The 16,982-nt window shown below is 60.1% G+C and carries 19 protein-coding genes; 13 read left to right on the top strand and 6 right to left on the bottom strand.

Translation table 11 applies throughout. The features are described from left to right. Positions 1-147: 147 nt before the first annotated feature. Positions 148-675: a winged helix-turn-helix transcriptional regulator gene (locus LY631_RS15655; RefSeq protein ID WP_274426523.1), complete on the bottom strand. Its 528-nt coding sequence runs from the start codon at positions 673-675 to the stop codon at positions 148-150. A 162-nt stretch (positions 676-837) separates the two neighbouring features. On the opposite strand from LY631_RS15655, the gene LY631_RS15650 reads away from it, so the two are divergent. From LY631_RS15650 to LY631_RS15605, 10 genes are all read left to right on the top strand, one after another. After that, positions 838-1,443, top strand: coding sequence for a glutathione S-transferase N-terminal domain-containing protein (locus LY631_RS15650; RefSeq protein WP_274426522.1), 606 nt, complete (start codon positions 838-840; stop codon positions 1,441-1,443). A 15-nt stretch (positions 1,444-1,458) separates the two neighbouring features. Continuing rightward, complete coding sequence (locus LY631_RS15645; protein ID WP_445082899.1) at positions 1,459-2,376, top strand: alpha/beta fold hydrolase; 918 nt, start codon at positions 1,459-1,461, stop codon at positions 2,374-2,376. Continuing rightward, positions 2,373-2,930, top strand: a complete 558-nt coding sequence (locus LY631_RS15640; protein ID WP_274426521.1) for a dihydrofolate reductase family protein — start codon at positions 2,373-2,375, stop codon at positions 2,928-2,930. The genes LY631_RS15645 and LY631_RS15640 overlap by 4 nt, the downstream gene beginning before the upstream one ends. Positions 2,931-2,940: 10 nt before the next feature. Continuing rightward, positions 2,941-3,300 (top strand): nuclear transport factor 2 family protein, encoded by a 360-nt coding sequence (locus LY631_RS15635; protein WP_274426520.1) that lies wholly within the window; start codon positions 2,941-2,943, stop codon positions 3,298-3,300. A 40-nt stretch (positions 3,301-3,340) separates the two neighbouring features. Next, a complete protein-coding gene (locus LY631_RS15630; protein WP_274426519.1) occupies positions 3,341-3,997 on the top strand; it encodes a DUF899 domain-containing protein in 657 nt (218 codons plus the stop codon). Between the two features lie 26 nt (positions 3,998-4,023). After that, positions 4,024-4,176 carry a DUF899 family protein gene (locus LY631_RS15625; protein WP_445082898.1) on the top strand — a complete coding sequence of 51 codons (153 nt, stop codon included), beginning with the start codon at positions 4,024-4,026 and terminating at the stop codon, positions 4,174-4,176. Positions 4,177-4,187: 11 nt separating this feature from the next. After that, positions 4,188-5,522, top strand: a complete 1,335-nt coding sequence (locus LY631_RS15620; RefSeq protein WP_274426518.1) for a serine hydrolase domain-containing protein — start codon at positions 4,188-4,190, stop codon at positions 5,520-5,522. A gap of 26 nt (positions 5,523-5,548) precedes the next feature. Then, on the top strand, positions 5,549-5,953 hold the full coding sequence (locus LY631_RS15615; RefSeq protein WP_274426517.1) for a GFA family protein: 405 nt from the start codon (positions 5,549-5,551) through the stop codon (positions 5,951-5,953). A gap of 99 nt (positions 5,954-6,052) precedes the next feature. Continuing rightward, a complete protein-coding gene (locus tag LY631_RS15610) occupies positions 6,053-6,406 on the top strand; it encodes a hypothetical protein (RefSeq protein ID WP_274426516.1) in 354 nt (117 codons plus the stop codon). Between the two features lie 72 nt (positions 6,407-6,478). Continuing rightward, a complete protein-coding gene (locus LY631_RS15605; RefSeq protein WP_274426515.1) occupies positions 6,479-6,895 on the top strand; it encodes a YciI family protein in 417 nt (138 codons plus the stop codon). Between the two features lie 46 nt (positions 6,896-6,941). Here the strand turns inward: LY631_RS15605 and LY631_RS15600 are convergent, their stop codons facing one another. The 3 genes from LY631_RS15600 to LY631_RS15590 all read right to left on the bottom strand — a co-directional run bounded on the left by LY631_RS15600 (position 6,942) and on the right by LY631_RS15590 (position 11,145). Next, complete coding sequence (locus tag LY631_RS15600; protein WP_274426514.1) at positions 6,942-7,835, bottom strand: cation diffusion facilitator family transporter; 894 nt, start codon at positions 7,833-7,835, stop codon at positions 6,942-6,944. Between the two features lie 160 nt (positions 7,836-7,995). Beyond that, a complete protein-coding gene (locus LY631_RS15595; protein WP_274426513.1) occupies positions 7,996-10,185 on the bottom strand; it encodes an anthranilate synthase in 2,190 nt (729 codons plus the stop codon). A gap of 243 nt (positions 10,186-10,428) precedes the next feature. Next, positions 10,429-11,145: a phosphatase PAP2 family protein gene (locus LY631_RS15590; protein ID WP_274426512.1), complete on the bottom strand. Its 717-nt coding sequence runs from the start codon at positions 11,143-11,145 to the stop codon at positions 10,429-10,431. A gap of 113 nt (positions 11,146-11,258) precedes the next feature. Here LY631_RS15590 and LY631_RS15585 point away from each other — a divergent pair, with 113 nt between their 5' ends. Continuing rightward, entirely contained in the window at positions 11,259-12,395 is a 1,137-nt protein-coding gene (locus LY631_RS15585; RefSeq protein ID WP_274426511.1) for a site-2 protease family protein, read from the top strand. Positions 12,396-12,694: 299 nt separating this feature from the next. Continuing rightward, entirely contained in the window at positions 12,695-13,102 is a 408-nt protein-coding gene (gene rnk, locus LY631_RS15580) for a nucleoside diphosphate kinase regulator (RefSeq protein ID WP_274426510.1), read from the top strand. 110 nt (positions 13,103-13,212) lie between these two features. Here rnk and LY631_RS15575 read toward each other — a convergent pair whose 3' ends face one another. Next, positions 13,213-13,851, bottom strand: coding sequence for a glutathione S-transferase family protein (locus LY631_RS15575; RefSeq protein WP_274426509.1), 639 nt, complete (start codon positions 13,849-13,851; stop codon positions 13,213-13,215). 164 nt (positions 13,852-14,015) lie between these two features. Beyond that, positions 14,016-15,695 (bottom strand): formate--tetrahydrofolate ligase, encoded by a 1,680-nt coding sequence (locus LY631_RS15570; RefSeq protein WP_274426508.1) that lies wholly within the window; start codon positions 15,693-15,695, stop codon positions 14,016-14,018. 251 nt (positions 15,696-15,946) lie between these two features. Here LY631_RS15570 and LY631_RS15565 point away from each other — a divergent pair, with 251 nt between their 5' ends. Continuing rightward, positions 15,947-16,894: a choline ABC transporter substrate-binding protein gene (locus LY631_RS15565; RefSeq protein ID WP_274426507.1), complete on the top strand. Its 948-nt coding sequence runs from the start codon at positions 15,947-15,949 to the stop codon at positions 16,892-16,894. Positions 16,895-16,982: the final 88 nt, after the last annotated feature.

Genomic DNA, 16,982 nt, shown 5'->3' with positions numbered 1-16,982 from the left:
TAAAATGTGCGCTTTCCGAGTCATGGTGCCTTGATAACGGACGGACAGTTTTGGTGCAAGTACTTCGCGCGGCACTGGTTTCGCCACGCATCTTCAGCAGCCGTGAGTCAACAAGCGAACGATCGCCTTTAAACCCCCGAATGGTGTTCACTTTTTCGCTCCTTTCCGGGCCACCACTGCCTTGTAGGCTTCCGCCAACTGCTTACCGACACTGGTGCCGGGCTCCGGACGACAATTCTCGTCTCCGAGATGCTCGTAGCGCAACTCATTCATGAATTTTTCCCAGAGCTGCGGTCCGCCCTCCTCCAGAAGCTGTGCGCGGATCGAGAGTTCCTCGGTGACCGGCAGCCATTTGCGTCCCCAGGCGCCGATCATGGCGAAGACCGGCAGAAGCTCGATCCCCTGCTCTGTCAGGCTGTAGATGGCCTTCTGCTTGTGGCTTGGATCGTCCTTTTTGGAAATGATGCCCGCCGCCGTCAGCCGCCGCAGCCGGTCCGACAGGATATTGCTGGCAATCCCCTCCTCCGACTGCGTCAATAACGTGCGAAAATGCCGGCGATTGCCGAACATCATGTCGCGCACGACGATGAAGGACCATTTGTCTCCCAGCACCTCCACGGTGAGGTTGATGGGGCAGCCCGAACGGTGGGCGATTTCTTCCCTTTCAGCGACCAAGTCACGTTCTCCAATTACCGGTTGCTAAATAGGATCAGTTTGATATCTTGCAACCAGTTGCAAAATGCAATCAGACGAGAATGAAGTCAAGAAGACGCCGCAATGGCGTGACGATGCCACAACGGCGTGGTGATGGCAGGACCTCGATAAGGATTTGGTTCAATGAAACTCTTCTATGCACCCGGATTCAGCAGTATCGCCGACCATATCGCGATGCTTGAGGCCGAACTTCAGTTCGACCTCGTCAAGGTGGATATCTGGACCAAGCAGATCGAGGGCGGCGGGAGCTATACGGATATCAATCCCAAAGGCTACGTCCCGGCCCTGATGTTCGACGATGGCGAACTCTTGACGGAGAACGCCGCCATTCTTGCCTGGGTCGCGGATCATGCTCCGGACCTGGCACCGCGCGGCGAACTTGGCCGCTACAGGCTGATTGAGATGCTGAGCTTCCTCGCCAGCGAAATTCACAAGCGCTTCCCGATCTATTTCTCGGTATCCGAGGATTCCAAGCCGGTGCTTCGGGACGAAATCCTTCAGCGCTTCGGCCTTCTGGCCGGCCGGTTGGAACGCACGAAATACTTGTTTGGCGACAGCTTCAGCGTAGCAGATCCGTATCTCTTCATGCTGGCGCGCGGTGCTGGAGAACTTGGCTTCCCGCTTGCCGAGTGCTTTCGCGACTATGTGGCCCGCATTGAGACGCGTCCCTCCGTGCGGGAGGCGGAACGGCGTGAGGGCATTTCTGAGCCTTCTTCTCCTCAACTGTAATGCAAGGAGGAAGAGATGACGCAATCACGCGACACGCAGTTGAACGAATGCATGGTCCGCAGCGACGGTGTCGAGCTTGCCGCCGAGGCATTCGGGGATCCGGCGAAGCCGCCGGTGCTTCTGATTATGGGCGGGATGGCCTCCATGCTCTGGTGGCCCGAGGAGTTCTGTACGAGGCTTGCGGAACGCGGCCGCTTCGTCATCCGCTATGACCAGCGCGACACCGGTCTGTCGACGAAATATCCGCCCGGCCAACCGGGCTATAGCTTCGACGATTCGGTTGATGACGTGTTCCGCGTGCTCGATGGCTACGGGATTTCCGCCGCCCATATCGTCGGCTTCTCCCTCGGCGGCATGGCCGGTCAGGGCGCTGCGCTCAAGCGGCGGGAACGCGTGCTGTCCCTGACGACAATCAGCACTTCGCCGATAGGAGTGGATACGTCCCACTGCCCTGCGAGTGGCGAGGCTTGGATGGAACACATGCAGATGGATGTGGACTGGTCGGACCGGGCAGAGGTGATTGCTTACATGGTCGAGGAAGCGCGCCTGGTCGCGAGCACGGCACATCCATTCGACGAAGCCGAGACCAAGGCTTTTATTGAACGGGATTTCGACCGCTCAGGCGGCTATCTCAGCGCCACCAATCATAGCGTCCTCATCAATGTCGGCGAGGCGTGGCAGGGCAAGCTGCGCCAGTCGAAAGTACCGCTTCTCGTCATTCACGGCACCGCCGATCCGGTTTTTCCGCCGGAGCATGGCACCACACTCGCGCAGGCCGTCGCCGGCGCGAGGCTTGTCCGCCTGGAAGGCGGCGGACACGAACTGCATAAGAGCGACTGGGATACGATTATCGGCGCTATCGTAGAGCACACCAGCGACCACGCGAGCGACCAATCTCAACACACACTGGACAAAGGAGGAAGAATACCATGAGAAAATTGATCGCATGGGACATGGTGACCGTCGACGGCTTCTTCGAGGGGCCGGACAGGGACATCGGCTGGTTCGTTTTCGAGGAAGAACTCGAAGAGTACATCCGTGAGACCCAGGAAAACGCCGATACGCTCGTTTTTGGCCGCGTAACCTACGAATTTATGGCCGGTATTTGGCCGTCCGAGGAAGGCTGGATCGCGGAGTTCATGAACAATATCGAGAAGGTCGTCTTCTCGCGCACGCTGAAAAGCGCCGACTGGAACAACACGAAGCTCTTCAACGGCAACGTCGCGGAGGAAGTCGCCAAGCTGAAGGCCAGGGACGGCGGAGACATCTTCGTGTTCGGCAGCGCCGACCTCACGGCAACCCTGATTGAGCACGACCTGATCGACGAATACCACCTCGGCATCAATCCCATCATTCTCGGGAGCGGTTCGCCACTCTTCAAGGGCAGCACAAACAGACTGCCTCTAAAGCACCTTGAGACGAGAACACTGAAGTCCGGAGTGGTCATCCTCCACTACGCACCTGAGAACAGGCATGAAGGCCGCTGAGGAGATCAAGATGACGAACGAGAAGGAAAACGCCGTCCGGCAGCTCTTCGAAGCCTATCGCGTCAAGGATCGCGCCATGATCGAACCGCTGCTCGCAGACGATTTCACCTTCACCAGCCCGTATGACGACGCCATCGACAAGCAGACTTATTTCGAGCGCTGCTGGCCCAACAGCGAACGCATCGAGCAACATTTTCTGGAAGAGGTTGTCGGATCGGGGGACCGTGTCTTCGTCTTGTATCTGTGCCGGACCCGCGAGGGAAAGGAATTTTGCAATGTCGAGACTTTCGACTTCGAAGGCAGCCGCATTCGCGCCGTCAATGTCTATTTCGGCGCGGCGTATGCCGACGGCGTCTTTCAGCCATCCTGAGTACGGCACGGCGGACCAAAAAACCGAGAAGGAAGCGGAAATGAACCTGCCGAAGGTGGTATCGCAAGAAGAGTGGGCGGACGCGCGCGACGCTATTCTGGAAAAGGAAAAGGCCATGACGCGGGCGCTCGACGCGCTTGCCGCCGAGCGCCGCAAGCTGCCCATGGTGAAGATCGAGAAGGACTACGCATTCAACGGCCCGGCGGGCGAGGCCACGCTTCTCGGCCTTTTCGAAGGCCGGCGACAATTGATCGTCTATCACCACATGTTGAAGCCCAACGACGAAAGCCCCTGCTCCGGCTGCTCGATGTTCACCGACAACATAGGCCACCTGGCCCATCTGAACGCTCGCGATACGACGCTCGCGCTTGTCTCACGCGCTCCACTGGCCGAAATCGAGGCGTTTAAGAAGCGGATGGGGTGGACGCTGCCCTGGTACGAGACCAAGGACGATTTCAACCCCGATTTCGGCGTGACGGGTGGCTTTGGGCTGAATGTCTTCCTGCGCGACGGTCAGGATATCTATCGAACGTATTTCACCACCGGTCGCGGCGTAGAGGCGCTGGGCAGCACCTGGACCTTCCTCGACCTCACACCCCTTGGGCGACAGGAAAGCTGGGAAGATTCGCCACCGGGCTGGCCGCAATCGGCGCCGTATCAATGGTGGCGCCTGCATGATGAATACGCCGCCCAGTAGCTGCAGCCAGAGCCGAGGAGGAGAAAATGAGCCTACCGGAAATCGTCCCTCGTGAAGAATGGCTGGAAGCCCGCAAAGCACTCCTAGCCAAGGAAAAGGAGATGACGCGGGCGCGCGATGCATTGAGCGCGGAGCGTGTCGAAAGCGCCCGCGCCAGCGTCCCATTCTTTGATAACTAACGAGGACCACCATGGATTCGCATCACACCATCGGCCGGCGCTCACTACTGAAGGGCGCCACCGCGTCCATAGCGCTTGGTGTCGCGGGCCTCGCCCGCGCCGCCGGTGGCGGGACGGCAAAAGGAGAGACTATGGCCGGCAAAGCTGCAAAGGCGGAGGTTCTTAAAGCCCTGCAAGAGAAGATGGACCGCCACGTAGGCGATGGCTATATCCCCGGCGCGACCTGGCTCATCCACCATGACGGCGAAACCCAAATCGGCACCGCCGGCACCTTTGAAATGAACGGCGCGGGCAAACCAATGGCACGCGACACGATTTTCCGCGTCGCCTCCATAACCAAGCCAGTGACCGCCGCAATTGCCATGACGCTGGTGGAAAACGGCACGATCGGCCTCGATGATCCGGTCGGCGAGTTCCTCCCGGAGCTCGCCCAGCCCCGCGTGCTTAAGAGTGTGGAATCGGATATCAACGACACCGTGCCAGCCGAACGCCCGGTCACCCTGCGTCATCTTCTGACCCAGACCTTCGGCCTCGGCGCCATCATGGTTTTCCCCGAACAATATCCGATCCAGTCAGCCATGCGCGAGGCGGGCATCGCGCCGAGTTGGGTGCTGCCCAAGATGACGTCCGACGAATACATGCAACGGCTGAGCGACCTCTCCCTTGCCTATCAGCCCGGCGAACGCTTCCTCTACAATAACGGCCTCGACGTGGCCGGCATCCTGATCGAAAGGGCCACCGGAAAGCGGCTTGGCGAGGTCATGCAGGAATGGCTGTTTGAGCCGCTCGGAATGAAGGACACCGCCTTCTTCGTGCCGCCGGAAAAACGCGACCGCCTGCCGACACAGTACGGAATGGATTTCGCCGCCGGTGACGGCTCGATCATCGTCTACGACGCCGACCTCGGGATCGACTTCACGGCCCCACCGCCAATGGACTCCGGTGCGGGTGGGCTGGTGACCACTGTGGACGATTATGCCGCCTTTTCCCGCATGATGCACAATAAGGGCGAACTCGACGGCACGCGCATTCTTCAGGCCGGAACGGTGGCTGAGATGACGCGCAACCAACTCACGCCCGAGCAGATGAGCACGTCCGATGCCGCCATGTTCATGGAGGAAGGCGGCGCGGGCTGGGGGCTGGGAATGTCTGTCATACTCGGCGAGACGAAGATGGGCCTCAAGCCCGGCGCTTTCGGTTGGAATGGCGGATACGGCACCACGGCTTTCACGGATCCGGAAAACGGTCTGGTGGCCATGCTGTTCACACAACGACTAATGGATTCGCCAGAGCCACCAGTGACTTACGTCGACTTCTGGAATCAAATCTACAGGTCCATCGCCTGAGTTCCAGTGCTGAGAAGGTAAACCTCATGGAAAAGACCTATCACGGAAGCTGCCATTGTGGGGCGGTGCGTTTCTCGGCCGATCTGGATCTCAGCGAGGGAACCAGCCGTTGCAACTGCTCCGTCTGCGCCAAGGCCCGGTTTTGGAAGAGCGTGGTTCCCGCCAAGGAGTTCCAGCTGCTCGCCGGAGAAGATTCACTTAATGAGTACCGCTTCGGTAGCGGCAGCATTGCGCACCTCTTCTGCCGCACCTGCGGCGTCAAGCCATTCGGACGGGGGCATTTGGAAGAGCTTGGCGGCACGTTCTATGCCATCAATGTCGCCTGTCTTGACGATGCAGCACCGGAAGAGCTGGCGTCCGCGCCGGTTACCTTCGAGGACGGCCGCAACGATGCCTGGGACCGCGCCCCGAAAGAAACGGGCTATTTGTGATATATCAGTAGAATATCAGATAAGAACCATAAGGGCGCTGTCGGACAGCGCCCTTTTTCTTCGTCCTTGGTCATATAGAACGATGAAGGGAGTATGGCAATGAGCCTGCAGAGGGAGAATACAGGTGAATGGGCCCCGCAGCCGTTACGCAGCGTCGGTGCCGTTCTTTTAGGTTTGCTGGTCGTTTTCGTCTTGTCGCTGGGTACGGATCAGGTGTTGCATAGCCTGGAAGTCTATCCGCCCTGGAGCGAGCCGATGAGCACCGGCCAATATTTTTTGGCTCTGATCTATCGCATCGTTTACGCGGTGCTCGGCAGCTATATCGCCGCACGGTTCGCACCCGTCCGGCCAATGCTGCACGCCATGGTGCTCGGGTTCATCGGGCTGGCGCTAAGCATCGCCGGGGCCGCGGCCATGTGCATCTGGCCGACCACTGGTACCCGATTGCCCTGATCCTAACTGCCCTGCCCTGCGCATGGGCCGGCGGTGCACTCTACACCAACACGCAAGCATAGGAGAAAGACCATGCGCTATATGATGCTGATGATCCCCGCCGGTTATGAAAGCGCCGGACCCGAACTGGATCTGCCGGCCGACGCGGTGGACGCGATGATGAAATACAACGAGGAGCTACAGCAGGCTGGCGTTCTGGTCTCGCTTGATGGGCTGCATCCGCCCTCCTCCGGCGCCCGCGTATCCTTCGCGAGCGGCGAGCCGGTCGTCATCGACGGGCCCTTTATCGAGGCGAAGGAGGTGATCGGCGGCTACTGGATTATTGACGTGCCGACGCTGCAGGATGCGATCGAGTGGGCCAAGCGCTGCCCGGGCTCTCCGAACGAAACGATCGAGATCCGTCGGATCCAGGAGGTGGAGGATTACTCCGAAGAGGTGAAATCAATCGTCGAAAAATATCCCGACGTGCCGTTGAGCGAGAAAAGCTGAGGCGTCGCCTTCGGGGCCTGCGAGTAGGTGTGAACTGCTACAGGCCCTAGCGCCTGTCGTTGCCGTTCTTGGCCTTGTGTGTAGGCTCGACGTGGATCGTAACGCGGATACCTGAAAGTTGCCGCTCTAGCGCATCCTCGATGCGGTCGCACATCTCGTGCGCCCGCTCCACCGTCATGTCGGAGGGCACGACCAAGTGAAACTCGATAAAACGGACACGGCCGGCTTCACGCGTCTTGAGATCGTGAAATTCGAGCGCTTCGTCGCTGTTGGCGGCCACGATGCGCTCGATGTCGGCGCGATCCTCCGGATCCACCGCCACGTCCATAAGGCCTTGCACCGAAGAACTCACCATGTACCAGCCATGCCATAGAATATTCACGGCAACGACAACCGCCATCAGCGGGTCGAGCCACAGCCAGCCGGTGACAAGCGCCAGCAGGAGCCCAATAATCACCCCCGCCGAGGTGACCACATCAGTCCATAGATGCCGGCCATCCGCCACCAGAGCCGGTGACCGAGCAGCACGCCCCACCCGCATCAGGATGAAAGCCCACACGCCATTGCCCACCGCCGCAAGGCCGCTGATCGCCAGACCAACACCCAGTTCGCGCAATTGGTGGGGCGTGTAAAAGGCGACTGCCGCCTCGCGCAGAATGAGAAGCGCAGCAACGACGATCAACGCGCCTTCAAGAACGGCCGACAGATACTCCGCCTTGTGATGTCCGAATGGATGGTTCTCGTCCGCCGGCTCGTGCGAAACACGGATCGCATACCAGGCCACCCCCGCGGCGACGATGTTGACGATCGATTCCATGGCATCGGAAAACAGCGCTACCGAGCCGGTCAGCCACCAGGCAACGAGCTTCAGCGCGAAAATTCCCGCGCCGACGATGATGGACCAGAAGGAGAGGCGGCGGACCGTGGAGCTGTATGGCATAGCTAGGCGTTTTCTCCCCCCTTGAGGGGGAGATGGCGCGCCACGCCAGAGGGGGTCCGTTCGGCAGAGCCCGGCGTAGCCCGACCCCACCCTTCCAGCCGCGCGAGGGCGGGTGTCCACCCTCTCCTCAAGGAGGAAGAACTGGCGCCCAGGCTGCGTCTCACGCCGCCTTAACCTTCGCCTTGCGCGGCAAGTGTGCCACGACGTTCTCGATCATGCGCATTCCGGCATTCTGCCCCAGCGTCATGATGGATTCGGGGTGAAACTGCACCGCCGCCACCGGTTCGCTTTCATGCTCCACGGCCATGACAACGCCGTCCTCCGTCTCACCGGTCACGACGAAACACTTCGGCAAGACCGCCGGATCGGCGAAGATGGAGTGATAGCGCCCGACCGTGACCTCGTGCGGCAAGCCGGAGAAAACCAGGCTGTTGCCGCTAGCGCGGATGCGCGAGGGTTTCCCGTGCATCGGCTCGTGCAGATGCCGCAGATCGCCGCCATAGGCGACGACAAGCGCCTGAAGACCGAGGCACACGCCGAAGATCGGCAAGTCCCGCGCCCGCGCCTTCTTGATGGTCGCCTTGCAGTCGAAATCTTCCGGCGTGCCCGGCCCTGGCGACAGCACCACCAGGTCCGGACTGACGCTGTCGAACACGCTTTCGGCCACGGGCGTGCGCACCGTGACGACCTCCGCCCCGGTCTGGCGGAAATAATTGGCCAGCGTGTGGACGAAGGAATCCTCATGGTCGACGAGCAGGACCTTCACGCCCTCACCGACCTTTGCCGTCTCTCTCGCCTCGTTCGCCATATTGGTTTTCCCTGCATCGCGAATAGCCGCAAGCATCGCCGATGCCTTGAGCTCCGTTTCCGCTTCTTCTTCCTCGCCATTGGAATCAAAGAGCAGTGTCGCCCCGGCCCTAACTTCGCCGATGCCGTCCTTGATGCGGATCGTTCTCAGCGTCAGCCCGGTATTCATGTCGCCGTTGAAATGCACCATGCCGACCGCGCCGCCATACCATGCCCGCGGGCTCTTTTCGTTTTCCTCGATGAAACGCATGGCCCACAATTTCGGCGCACCTGTGACAGTGACCGCCCAGGCATGAGACAGGAACGCGTCATAGGCATCCATGCCTTCGCGCAAACGGCCCTCGATGTGATCCACCGTATGGATGAGACGCGAATACATCTCGATCTGCCTGCGCCCGATCACACGCACCGAGCCCGGCTCGCAGACCCGGCTCTTATCATTGCGGTCCACATCGGAGCACATGGTCAGCTCCGACTCGTCCTTCTTCGAATTGAGCAGCTTCAGGATCTGCTCGGAGTCGGAAATCGCATCCTCTCCGCGTTTGATCGTGCCGGAGATCGGGCAGGTCTCGACCCGCCGGCCGGACACGCGCACGAACATCTCGGGCGATGCGCCGATAAGATATTCCTGGCTGCCCAGATTGATGAAGAACGAATAGGGCGAGGGATTGATCTGCTTCAGGCGGCGGAAGATGTCGGAGGGCCGGTTTTGACAGCGCTCGAAGAACATTTGTCCCGGCACGACCTCGAAAAGATCGCCGCGGCGGAAGCTCTCCTTCGCCTTTTCCACCAGCTTGGCGTACTCGCCGGGCTCATGGTCGGCACGCGGGGGCACCCGATCGGCCGGCTTGAAGGGCTCCTCGCGCCCTTCCCGAACCATGCCTTCGGTGGAAAAGCCCTCGCCGGAATAGTCATAGCGGTTGTGCCATGCCTTCGCGGCGTGGTGGTCCACCACGAGAATTTCATCCGGAAGAAAAAGCACCAGATCGCGCTGGCTTTCGGGTCGCTCGAGTTGCAGCTTCACCGGGTCGAACTGGAAGGCAAGATCGTAGCCGAAAGCGCCGTATAGGCCGAGATTGCTGTCGTCCTCGGTGTGAAAGAGGTCGGTTATCGCTCTCAACACGGTGAAAACGGAAGGAACCCGGGAGCGCTCCTCTTCCGTCGCGATGCTGGTGGGCTCCGCGATCATGACTGCGAGCAGGCGCTTGCTCCGCTCCGTGACCGTTACTTCCGAAAGTGGTTCAACAACGCCGACGATGGCCGGCAGCATGACCTCGCCGCGCTTGTTGAGTGCCTCGATCTTCATGGCGCGCCCACGCGCGGAAATGACGAGAGGCGGATCGATGATGGCCGTGTCCCAGCGCGTGTAGCGGCCGGGATATTCGTAATTGGAGGAGAAGACCGCGCCCCGGCGCGAATCCAGCGCGTCGATATAGGCGTTTAGTGCATTGCCATAGGGCGTCTCGCGCCGGCTGCGAACCATTGCGATCCCGCCCGCGGTGACGAAGCGCTCCCCTGCGTTTTCCAAGACTTCCACGCTCATTTCCTGCTCCCGTTGAGGCGTTGCCGGGAAGCCTGATCATGAAAATGGCCGCCCGGTTCTCACCTGCGGCCATACAAAGGTTACACGCACACGCTCGTGCCGGCCGCTCTTCTAGCGGGCCCACCACCAAAGCTTTGCGTTCGAGATCGTGTTCATGCCGTCATCCATAGCCGCGGAAGCGGAGCAGCGCAACCATTTTGGTCAGGTTGACCAGACTGGCATCACGTGGAACCAGTGAGGCCATTAGTGGCTGCCCCGCCAGAAGCGCAGCGCCGAGCCCAAAAGCCATGTCAGGCTTGCCCACGCAACGCCAAGCGCCCAGCCGGCAGCAACATCACTCGGCCAGTGAACCCCCAGATAGATGCGGCTCAACCCGACAAGCATGGAGATCGCCACAGCGACGCAGACCACGTAGATGCGCACGCGCAAATCATCGAAAAAGCGGATGACGAGCGCTGCAAGCGTGAAATACGCAACGGTGATTGCGACCGCGTGGCCGCTCGGGAAGCTGGCTGTGTGGGTTATATCAAGATGCTCGACCAGATCGGGACGCGGACGCGCGAAATACAGCTTTGAGAAATAAGACAACAGAACGCCCGAACTGACGGTAAGGATCGTGTAAAGCGCCGCGCCATAACGCCGGGTGACGATCAGCAAGCCCGTTACCACGGCAACGGCAAGGATGATGAGCGCATAACCGCCGAGTGCCGTGATCTCCAGCGCCGCCTCCTCGAGCCAAGGCGGCCCGAGCGGCTGTTCAGGGTTATCCGCAACGCGCAAGGCCAGAAACAGGAGTTCGTCAAACTCGCGAATTTCCCCCTCCGCCACCTCGTCGGCAATAGCGAGAAAGACATATGCGCCGAATGCAAGCAGCCCGAGGACCACAACGGGCACCAGCGCCTCGCGCCGGCGCGCTATACCGCGAAGCAGATTGCTCGTGATCCGTTCTATATCACTCATCGTAAAGGCCATTTCGCCTCCGTGCCGTGCCGCGTGCTTGAAATTCGCGCAGTGGTGACAAATGTGCAGTACATTGGTTTTGTTCGGTTTCCATCAATGGGAGCACGCCTGCAATGAGATGGTCTTTCAGCATCGGTAAGTTCGCGGGCACGGTTGTGCGAGTACACGTTACCTTTTTCCTGCTCCTGATATGGATCTGGTTCATGCATTACCAGATCGGCGGCGCTGCCGCAGCCTGGGAAGGCGTAGCTTTCATTCTCGCCATTTTCGCCTGCGTGGTGCTGCATGAGTTCGGCCATGCACTCGCCGCACGCCGCTACGGCATTCGTACGCCGGATATCACACTGCTCCCGATTGGAGGGTTGGCGCGGCTGGAACGCATGCCCGAGGAGCCGGGCCAGGAATTCTTCATCGCGGTGGCCGGACCACTGGTGAATGTCGTCATTGCCGCAATCATCTTCATCGCACTGGGCGGAACGGCAGGCATTGAACAGATGCTGCAGGTGGAAAATCCGCGCGCCGACTTCCTCGTGCGGCTCGCCGGCGTGAATGTTTTTCTCGTCCTGTTTAATATGATCCCGGCCTTCCCGATGGACGGCGGACGCGTGCTGCGCGCGCTGCTGGCCACGCGGCTCACCTGGGCGCGCGCGACACAGATCGCCGCCAATATCGGCCAGGGCCTGGCCTTCCTGTTCGGCTTTCTCGGTCTGCTTTACAATCCGCTGCTCATCTTTATCGCAATTTTCGTCTATCTGGCGGCAGCGGCGGAAGCGCAGAACGCGCAAATACGCGACATCTCCAACAGTGTCCTGACCGGCGATGTAATGATCACCGAATATGCAGCGCTCGACCGCTCGGCAAGTATCGGCGAGGCCATCGACCGGCTGCTCGCCACCACCCAAAGCGAGTTTCCCATTGTGGCTAGCAACGGCCATCTGGAAGGACTCCTGACGCGTAACGACATGATCGCGGCTCTGAAGGACCCAGGCCCGGACACTCCCGTTGTACAAGTAATGCGCACCGATGTGCCCAAGGTTCATCGCCGGCAAAGCCTGACGGAAGGGTTCCGCCTGATGCAGGAGAACAGCGCGCCGGCCGTAGCAGTCGTGGACAGCGGCGACCGCCTGGTCGGGCTCCTGACGCACGAAACCATCGGCGAGATGATGATGGTTCGCTCGGCCATGCCCGAAGGTTTTCGTTTTGGACGCATGCGCCGCAAACGGGCTGAACCCTGGTCGCGAGGCGTGTAGGGCGTTCGAAACACCTACCTATTAAGGCGTATTCAGTAGTAGGCCGCGGTTGCCGCTGGTTTATCGTTCTTGACAGCACCGGGCATCCGCCCCACCTTTCCATCATGAACAAGCTTTCGCGCATCCCCTCCTGTTCTCTTCGGAAGTGTCCCTTCAAGGGACACTAGCCCCGGGGTTCGGTGCTATGCGCCTCCGGACCACGGGGGCGAAGATGCCGCGGTGTCAGCCGCGGAAAGTTACCCAGGCGCAAATTTCATATTCAATCCAGAACGGTGTTTCGGAACATATGGACGGGACAAATGCCGAATAAGACAGCGCGGAAGCCGAAGATCGTTATCTCCAGGAGCGATCATGACCGTCTCCTTGGACTTGCCGACGTGATCGAGGATCGCGAGCCGGCGCTCGCCGACGTCCTGATCACCGAATTGGAACGGGCTCGTATTGTCGAGGACTCCAAGCTTCCGGAGAACGTCGTGCGTATGGGCTCGACGATCACTTATACCGCCGACGACGGCGAACCCCAGACGGCAACGCTGGTTTTTCCCGGCGATGCGGATATCGCCGCCGGCAAGATCTCCATCACCACGCCTTTCGGCACCGCGCTGATCGGCCTTTCGCCAGGCCAGTCGATCGACTGGATGGCGCGCAATGGCAAAACGCACCGGCTGACCGTCACAGAGGTTCACCAACCGGCCGAGCACGCCTGAACAACTCGTGCCAAGCTCTTGGTATTATCTCGGTTCGAATTTCGGCTTTGCGTGCTACCACCACGGTCGGCTTTGAACCGTACGCTGGCGAAAGCGGACACTGGTGTTGCTCAGTCTGCCGCAGCAAAATGCGCCATCTGGTCCGCGTGTGCCTTCACGAAAGACGGCCGGGCGGTGGCGCGCTGGATATAGTCACGACAGGCGGGATGTCCCGCCAGCCCGTCGAACCGATCGATAAGGCGCAGCACATCCGCCATGAGAATGTCGGCGACGGAGAAGGACCCGGCCAGCCACTCGCGTCCTGCCAAGACCGGCTCCATGTGCTGGAGCCGGGTTTCGAGGAACTTGTCCAGGGCCTTTCGGCCCGGCGTTTCGACGGTGTCACCGGAGAACATGAATATGGACCAGGGCAGGCTCGCCATCTCGACTGAATTAAGCGCGGCGAACAGCCATTCCAGAACCTCGCAGCGACCACGCGGATCGGTAGGCATAAGCGCGTTACTGCGCTCGCCCAGATGAAGCATGATGGCGCCGCTCTCGAAGATCGAGATGTCTCCATCGGTCAACCATGGCACTTGGCCGAAGGGCTGGTGCGAGAAATGCTCGGCATTCCGAGCGCCAAACGGCACGCTCTCGACCCGATAGGGCAACCCGGCCTCTTCCAATGCCCAACGCACACGTATGTCACGCACATAGCCCCGCGGAGTCTCGGGAACCCAATCGAAGGTGGTGAGAACCAAGTCAGTCATTTAGCGTCTCCTTGTGTTAGCGCCATTGTATGGCCGCTTTCCGGCATGGCAGGAAGAGCGCCTAATGACCTACGTGAATCGTAGGCCAAATCCAAACTGCAACACCACCTGGAAATCGTTCGAACATATCGGGAAGGAATCGCCGGCGGTATCGCCCGCCTTTGTCAGAACAGCCCTTCGATATAGCCCTGCTCGTTGAGCACGATCTTCTCCGCTGACGGCACCTTGGGCAAACCGGGCATGGTCATGATTTCCCCGCAGATGGCGACGACGAAGCCTGCGCCCGCCGAAAGCCGGACCTCTCGGACCGGAACGGCGTGATCGACCGGTGCGCCGCGCAGGTTCGGATCGGTTGAGAAAGAATACTGCGTCTTGGCCATACAGACCGGCAGCTTGCCGTAGCCTTGGTCTTCCCACTGCTTTAGCTGCGCACGCACGGTCTTATCGGCGATGGCGCCGGAGCCGCGGTAGATGCGCTTGACGATGGTGTCGATCTTATCGAAGAGCGGCATATCATCGTGGTAGAGCGGCGCGAATTGCGAGACCGCGCCCTCCGCCAGCGCCACCACCTTTTGCGCCAGCTCCTCGGCGCCTGCGGAGCCCTCCGCCCAGTGACGGCAAAGCACGGCCTCCTCGCCCTCCGCCGCCACGTAGGCCTTCACAGCCTCGATCTCGGCAGGCGTATCCGTGTGGAAATGGTTGATGGCGACGATGGCTGGTACGCCGAACTGTTTCACATTCTCGATGTGACGGCCGAGATTGGCGCAGCCCTTCTTCACGGCCTCGACATCTTCGATGCCGAGGTCATCCTTCTTTACCCCACCGTTCATCTTCAGCGCGCGCACGGTTGCAACGATGACGGCCGCGGACGGTTTCAGACCCGCCTTGCGGCACTTGATGTCGAAGAATTTTTCCGCTCCGAGATCGGCACCGAAGCCGGCCTCCGTCACCACATAGTCCGCCAGCTTGAGTGCCGTCGTCGTGGCCATGACCGAGTTGCAGCCATGGGCTATGTTGGCGAACGGCCCGCCATGGACGAAGGCCGGATTGTTCTCCAGTGTCTGCACGAGATTTGGCTGAAGCGCATCCTTCAGGAGCACTGCCATGGCGCCGTCCGCCTTGAAGTCGCGCGCATAGACGGGCGCCTTGTCACGGCGATAGCCAACGATGATGCCGCCCAGCCGGCGCTCGAGGTCGCGCAGGTCGGTGGCCAGACAGAGGATCGCCATCACCTCCGAGGCGACAGTGATGTCGAAGCCCGCCTCCCGCGGAAATCCGTTGGGCACGCCGCCGAGGGACGTCACGATCTGACGTAGCGCCCGGTCATTCATGTCCATCACCCTCCGCCACGTCACGCGGCGAACATCGATTTCCAATTCATTGCCCCAATAGATGTGGTTATCGATTAGAGCGGACAGCAGATTGTGCGCAGAGGTGATGGCGTGGAAATCGCCCGTGAAGTGCAGGTTCATGTCCTCCATGGGCACGACCTGCGCATAACCGCCGCCGGCCGCGCCGCCCTTCATGCCGAAGCAGGGCCCGAGCGAGGCCTCACGGATGCATACGGCGGCCTTTTTCCCGATCCGGTTCAGGCCATCTCCCAGTCCGACCGTGGTTGTCGTTTTGCCCTCTCCGGCTGGGGTCGGATTGATGGCTGTGACGAGGATCAGCTTGCCGTCCTCGTTACCGCGTACGGACTCGATGAACTCTGCCGAGACCTTCGCCTTGTCGTGGCCGAAGGGGAGAAGGTGTTCCGACGGAATACCGAGCCTGCCGCCGACCTCCTGAATGGGCTGTTTCCGGGCAGCGCGCGCGATCTCGATATCGGATTTCACCTCGGCCATAAACATCTCCTCCAAACTCTCGGATAACCGGTATAGATAACAATGTTCGGCGATAAGGGCGCAAGCACGATCTCGCAGTCCCGAAAAAGGCGCGCGATGCAAAAAAAACGACACTCCACGCGAGCGCGGCCGGAACGCGTCCTTTGCACTTGCGACAAACCTGAAATGGTGCTTGCGTTTGATTATTACTTCGGGGCCGGTTAAACGACAGCTTCGAGAAAAGATTACAAACAATCTCAAGGGGAAACGTCATGTCCATTATCAGACGTTTGAGTGCCGGCGTTGGCATTGCCGCTGGCCTCACCGCCGGAACCGCCGTCGCCGCCGATCCTGAATCCTGCCGCGACATCACCTTTTCCGATGTGGGCTGGACCGACATAACCACGACAACGGCGGTCGCTTCAGTGGTACTGGAAGGGCTGGGCTATGAGCCCGAGACGCAACTGCTTTCCGTGCCGGTGACCTACGCCTCGCTTGAAAGCAAGGATGTCGACGTCTTCCTCGGCAACTGGATGCCGACGATGGAAGCCGATATCGCGCCCTATCGCGAGAAAGGCACGGTGGAGACTGTCGTCACCAATCTGGAAGGCGCGAAGTACACCCTTGCCGTACCGCAATATACCTATGACGCCGGTCTTCAGAGCTTTCAGGATATCGCAGACTTTGAGGAAGAGCTGGACGGGCAGATCTACGGCATCGAACCAGGCAACGACGGCAATCGGCTCATCCTCGACATGATCGAAAACGACATGTATGGCCTGGGTGACTTCGACCTGGTCGAAAGCTCCGAAGCTGGCATGCTCTCGCAGGTGCGCCGCGCCGTACAAGGCGAAGATCACGTCGTCTTTCTCGGCTGGGAGCCGCATCCCATGAACGCCAATTTCGACATGGAATATCTTGCCGGCGGCGATGACGTTTTCGGACCGAACTTCGGCGGCGCGACCGTGCACACCAATGTCTGGTCTGGCCTTACAGAGGAATGCCCTAATCTCGGGCAGTTCCTTGAAAACCTCGTTTTCTCGCTTGAAATGGAAAACGAGATCATGGGCGCCATTCTCGATGAGGGCAAAGATCCGGAAACCGCGGCCAGCGAATGGCTGCAGGAAAATCCGGAGACACTGGAACCCTGGCTCGAAGGCGTAACCACATTCGACGGGGAAGAGGGCCTGCCGGCCGTCCGCTCGCATCTGGATCTGTAAGAAGCGCTCGACGGGGCGCCGTGCGGATCGGCGCCCTATCTCAGCGCATCGCCTCTGCGCTGCTACGACATAAACCCGTTCAAGGTTG

Source organism: Chelativorans sp. YIM 93263, assembly GCF_028767125.1.
Lineage (GTDB): Bacteria > Pseudomonadota > Alphaproteobacteria > Rhizobiales > Rhizobiaceae > Chelativorans.
Note: the sequence above shows the minus strand (reverse complement) of the source record. Positions and strands in the feature narration are given on the sequence as shown.

Coding starts and splice junctions, on each gene's coding strand:
- LY631_RS15605 (WP_274426515.1), top strand. CDS start 6,479: ATGCGCTATATGATGCTGATGATCCCCGCCGGTTATGAAAGCGCCGGA.
- LY631_RS15620 (WP_274426518.1), top strand. CDS start 4,188: ATGGATTCGCATCACACCATCGGCCGGCGCTCACTACTGAAGGGCGCC.
- LY631_RS15585 (WP_274426511.1), top strand. CDS start 11,259: ATGAGATGGTCTTTCAGCATCGGTAAGTTCGCGGGCACGGTTGTGCGA.
- LY631_RS15645 (WP_445082899.1), top strand. CDS start 1,459: ATGACGCAATCACGCGACACGCAGTTGAACGAATGCATGGTCCGCAGC.
- LY631_RS15640 (WP_274426521.1), top strand. CDS start 2,373: ATGAGAAAATTGATCGCATGGGACATGGTGACCGTCGACGGCTTCTTC.
- LY631_RS15595 (WP_274426513.1), bottom strand. CDS start 10,185: ATGAGCGTGGAAGTCTTGGAAAACGCAGGGGAGCGCTTCGTCACCGCG.
- LY631_RS15615 (WP_274426517.1), top strand. CDS start 5,549: ATGGAAAAGACCTATCACGGAAGCTGCCATTGTGGGGCGGTGCGTTTC.
- LY631_RS15650 (WP_274426522.1), top strand. CDS start 838: ATGAAACTCTTCTATGCACCCGGATTCAGCAGTATCGCCGACCATATC.
- LY631_RS15570 (WP_274426508.1), bottom strand. CDS start 15,695: ATGGCCGAGGTGAAATCCGATATCGAGATCGCGCGCGCTGCCCGGAAA.
- rnk (WP_274426510.1), top strand. CDS start 12,695: ATGCCGAATAAGACAGCGCGGAAGCCGAAGATCGTTATCTCCAGGAGC.
- LY631_RS15575 (WP_274426509.1), bottom strand. CDS start 13,851: ATGACTGACTTGGTTCTCACCACCTTCGATTGGGTTCCCGAGACTCCG.
- LY631_RS15565 (WP_274426507.1), top strand. CDS start 15,947: ATGTCCATTATCAGACGTTTGAGTGCCGGCGTTGGCATTGCCGCTGGC.
- LY631_RS15610 (WP_274426516.1), top strand. CDS start 6,053: ATGAGCCTGCAGAGGGAGAATACAGGTGAATGGGCCCCGCAGCCGTTA.
- LY631_RS15625 (WP_445082898.1), top strand. CDS start 4,024: ATGAGCCTACCGGAAATCGTCCCTCGTGAAGAATGGCTGGAAGCCCGC.
- LY631_RS15635 (WP_274426520.1), top strand. CDS start 2,941: ATGACGAACGAGAAGGAAAACGCCGTCCGGCAGCTCTTCGAAGCCTAT.
- LY631_RS15590 (WP_274426512.1), bottom strand. CDS start 11,145: ATGAGTGATATAGAACGGATCACGAGCAATCTGCTTCGCGGTATAGCG.
- LY631_RS15600 (WP_274426514.1), bottom strand. CDS start 7,835: ATGCCATACAGCTCCACGGTCCGCCGCCTCTCCTTCTGGTCCATCATC.
- LY631_RS15630 (WP_274426519.1), top strand. CDS start 3,341: ATGAACCTGCCGAAGGTGGTATCGCAAGAAGAGTGGGCGGACGCGCGC.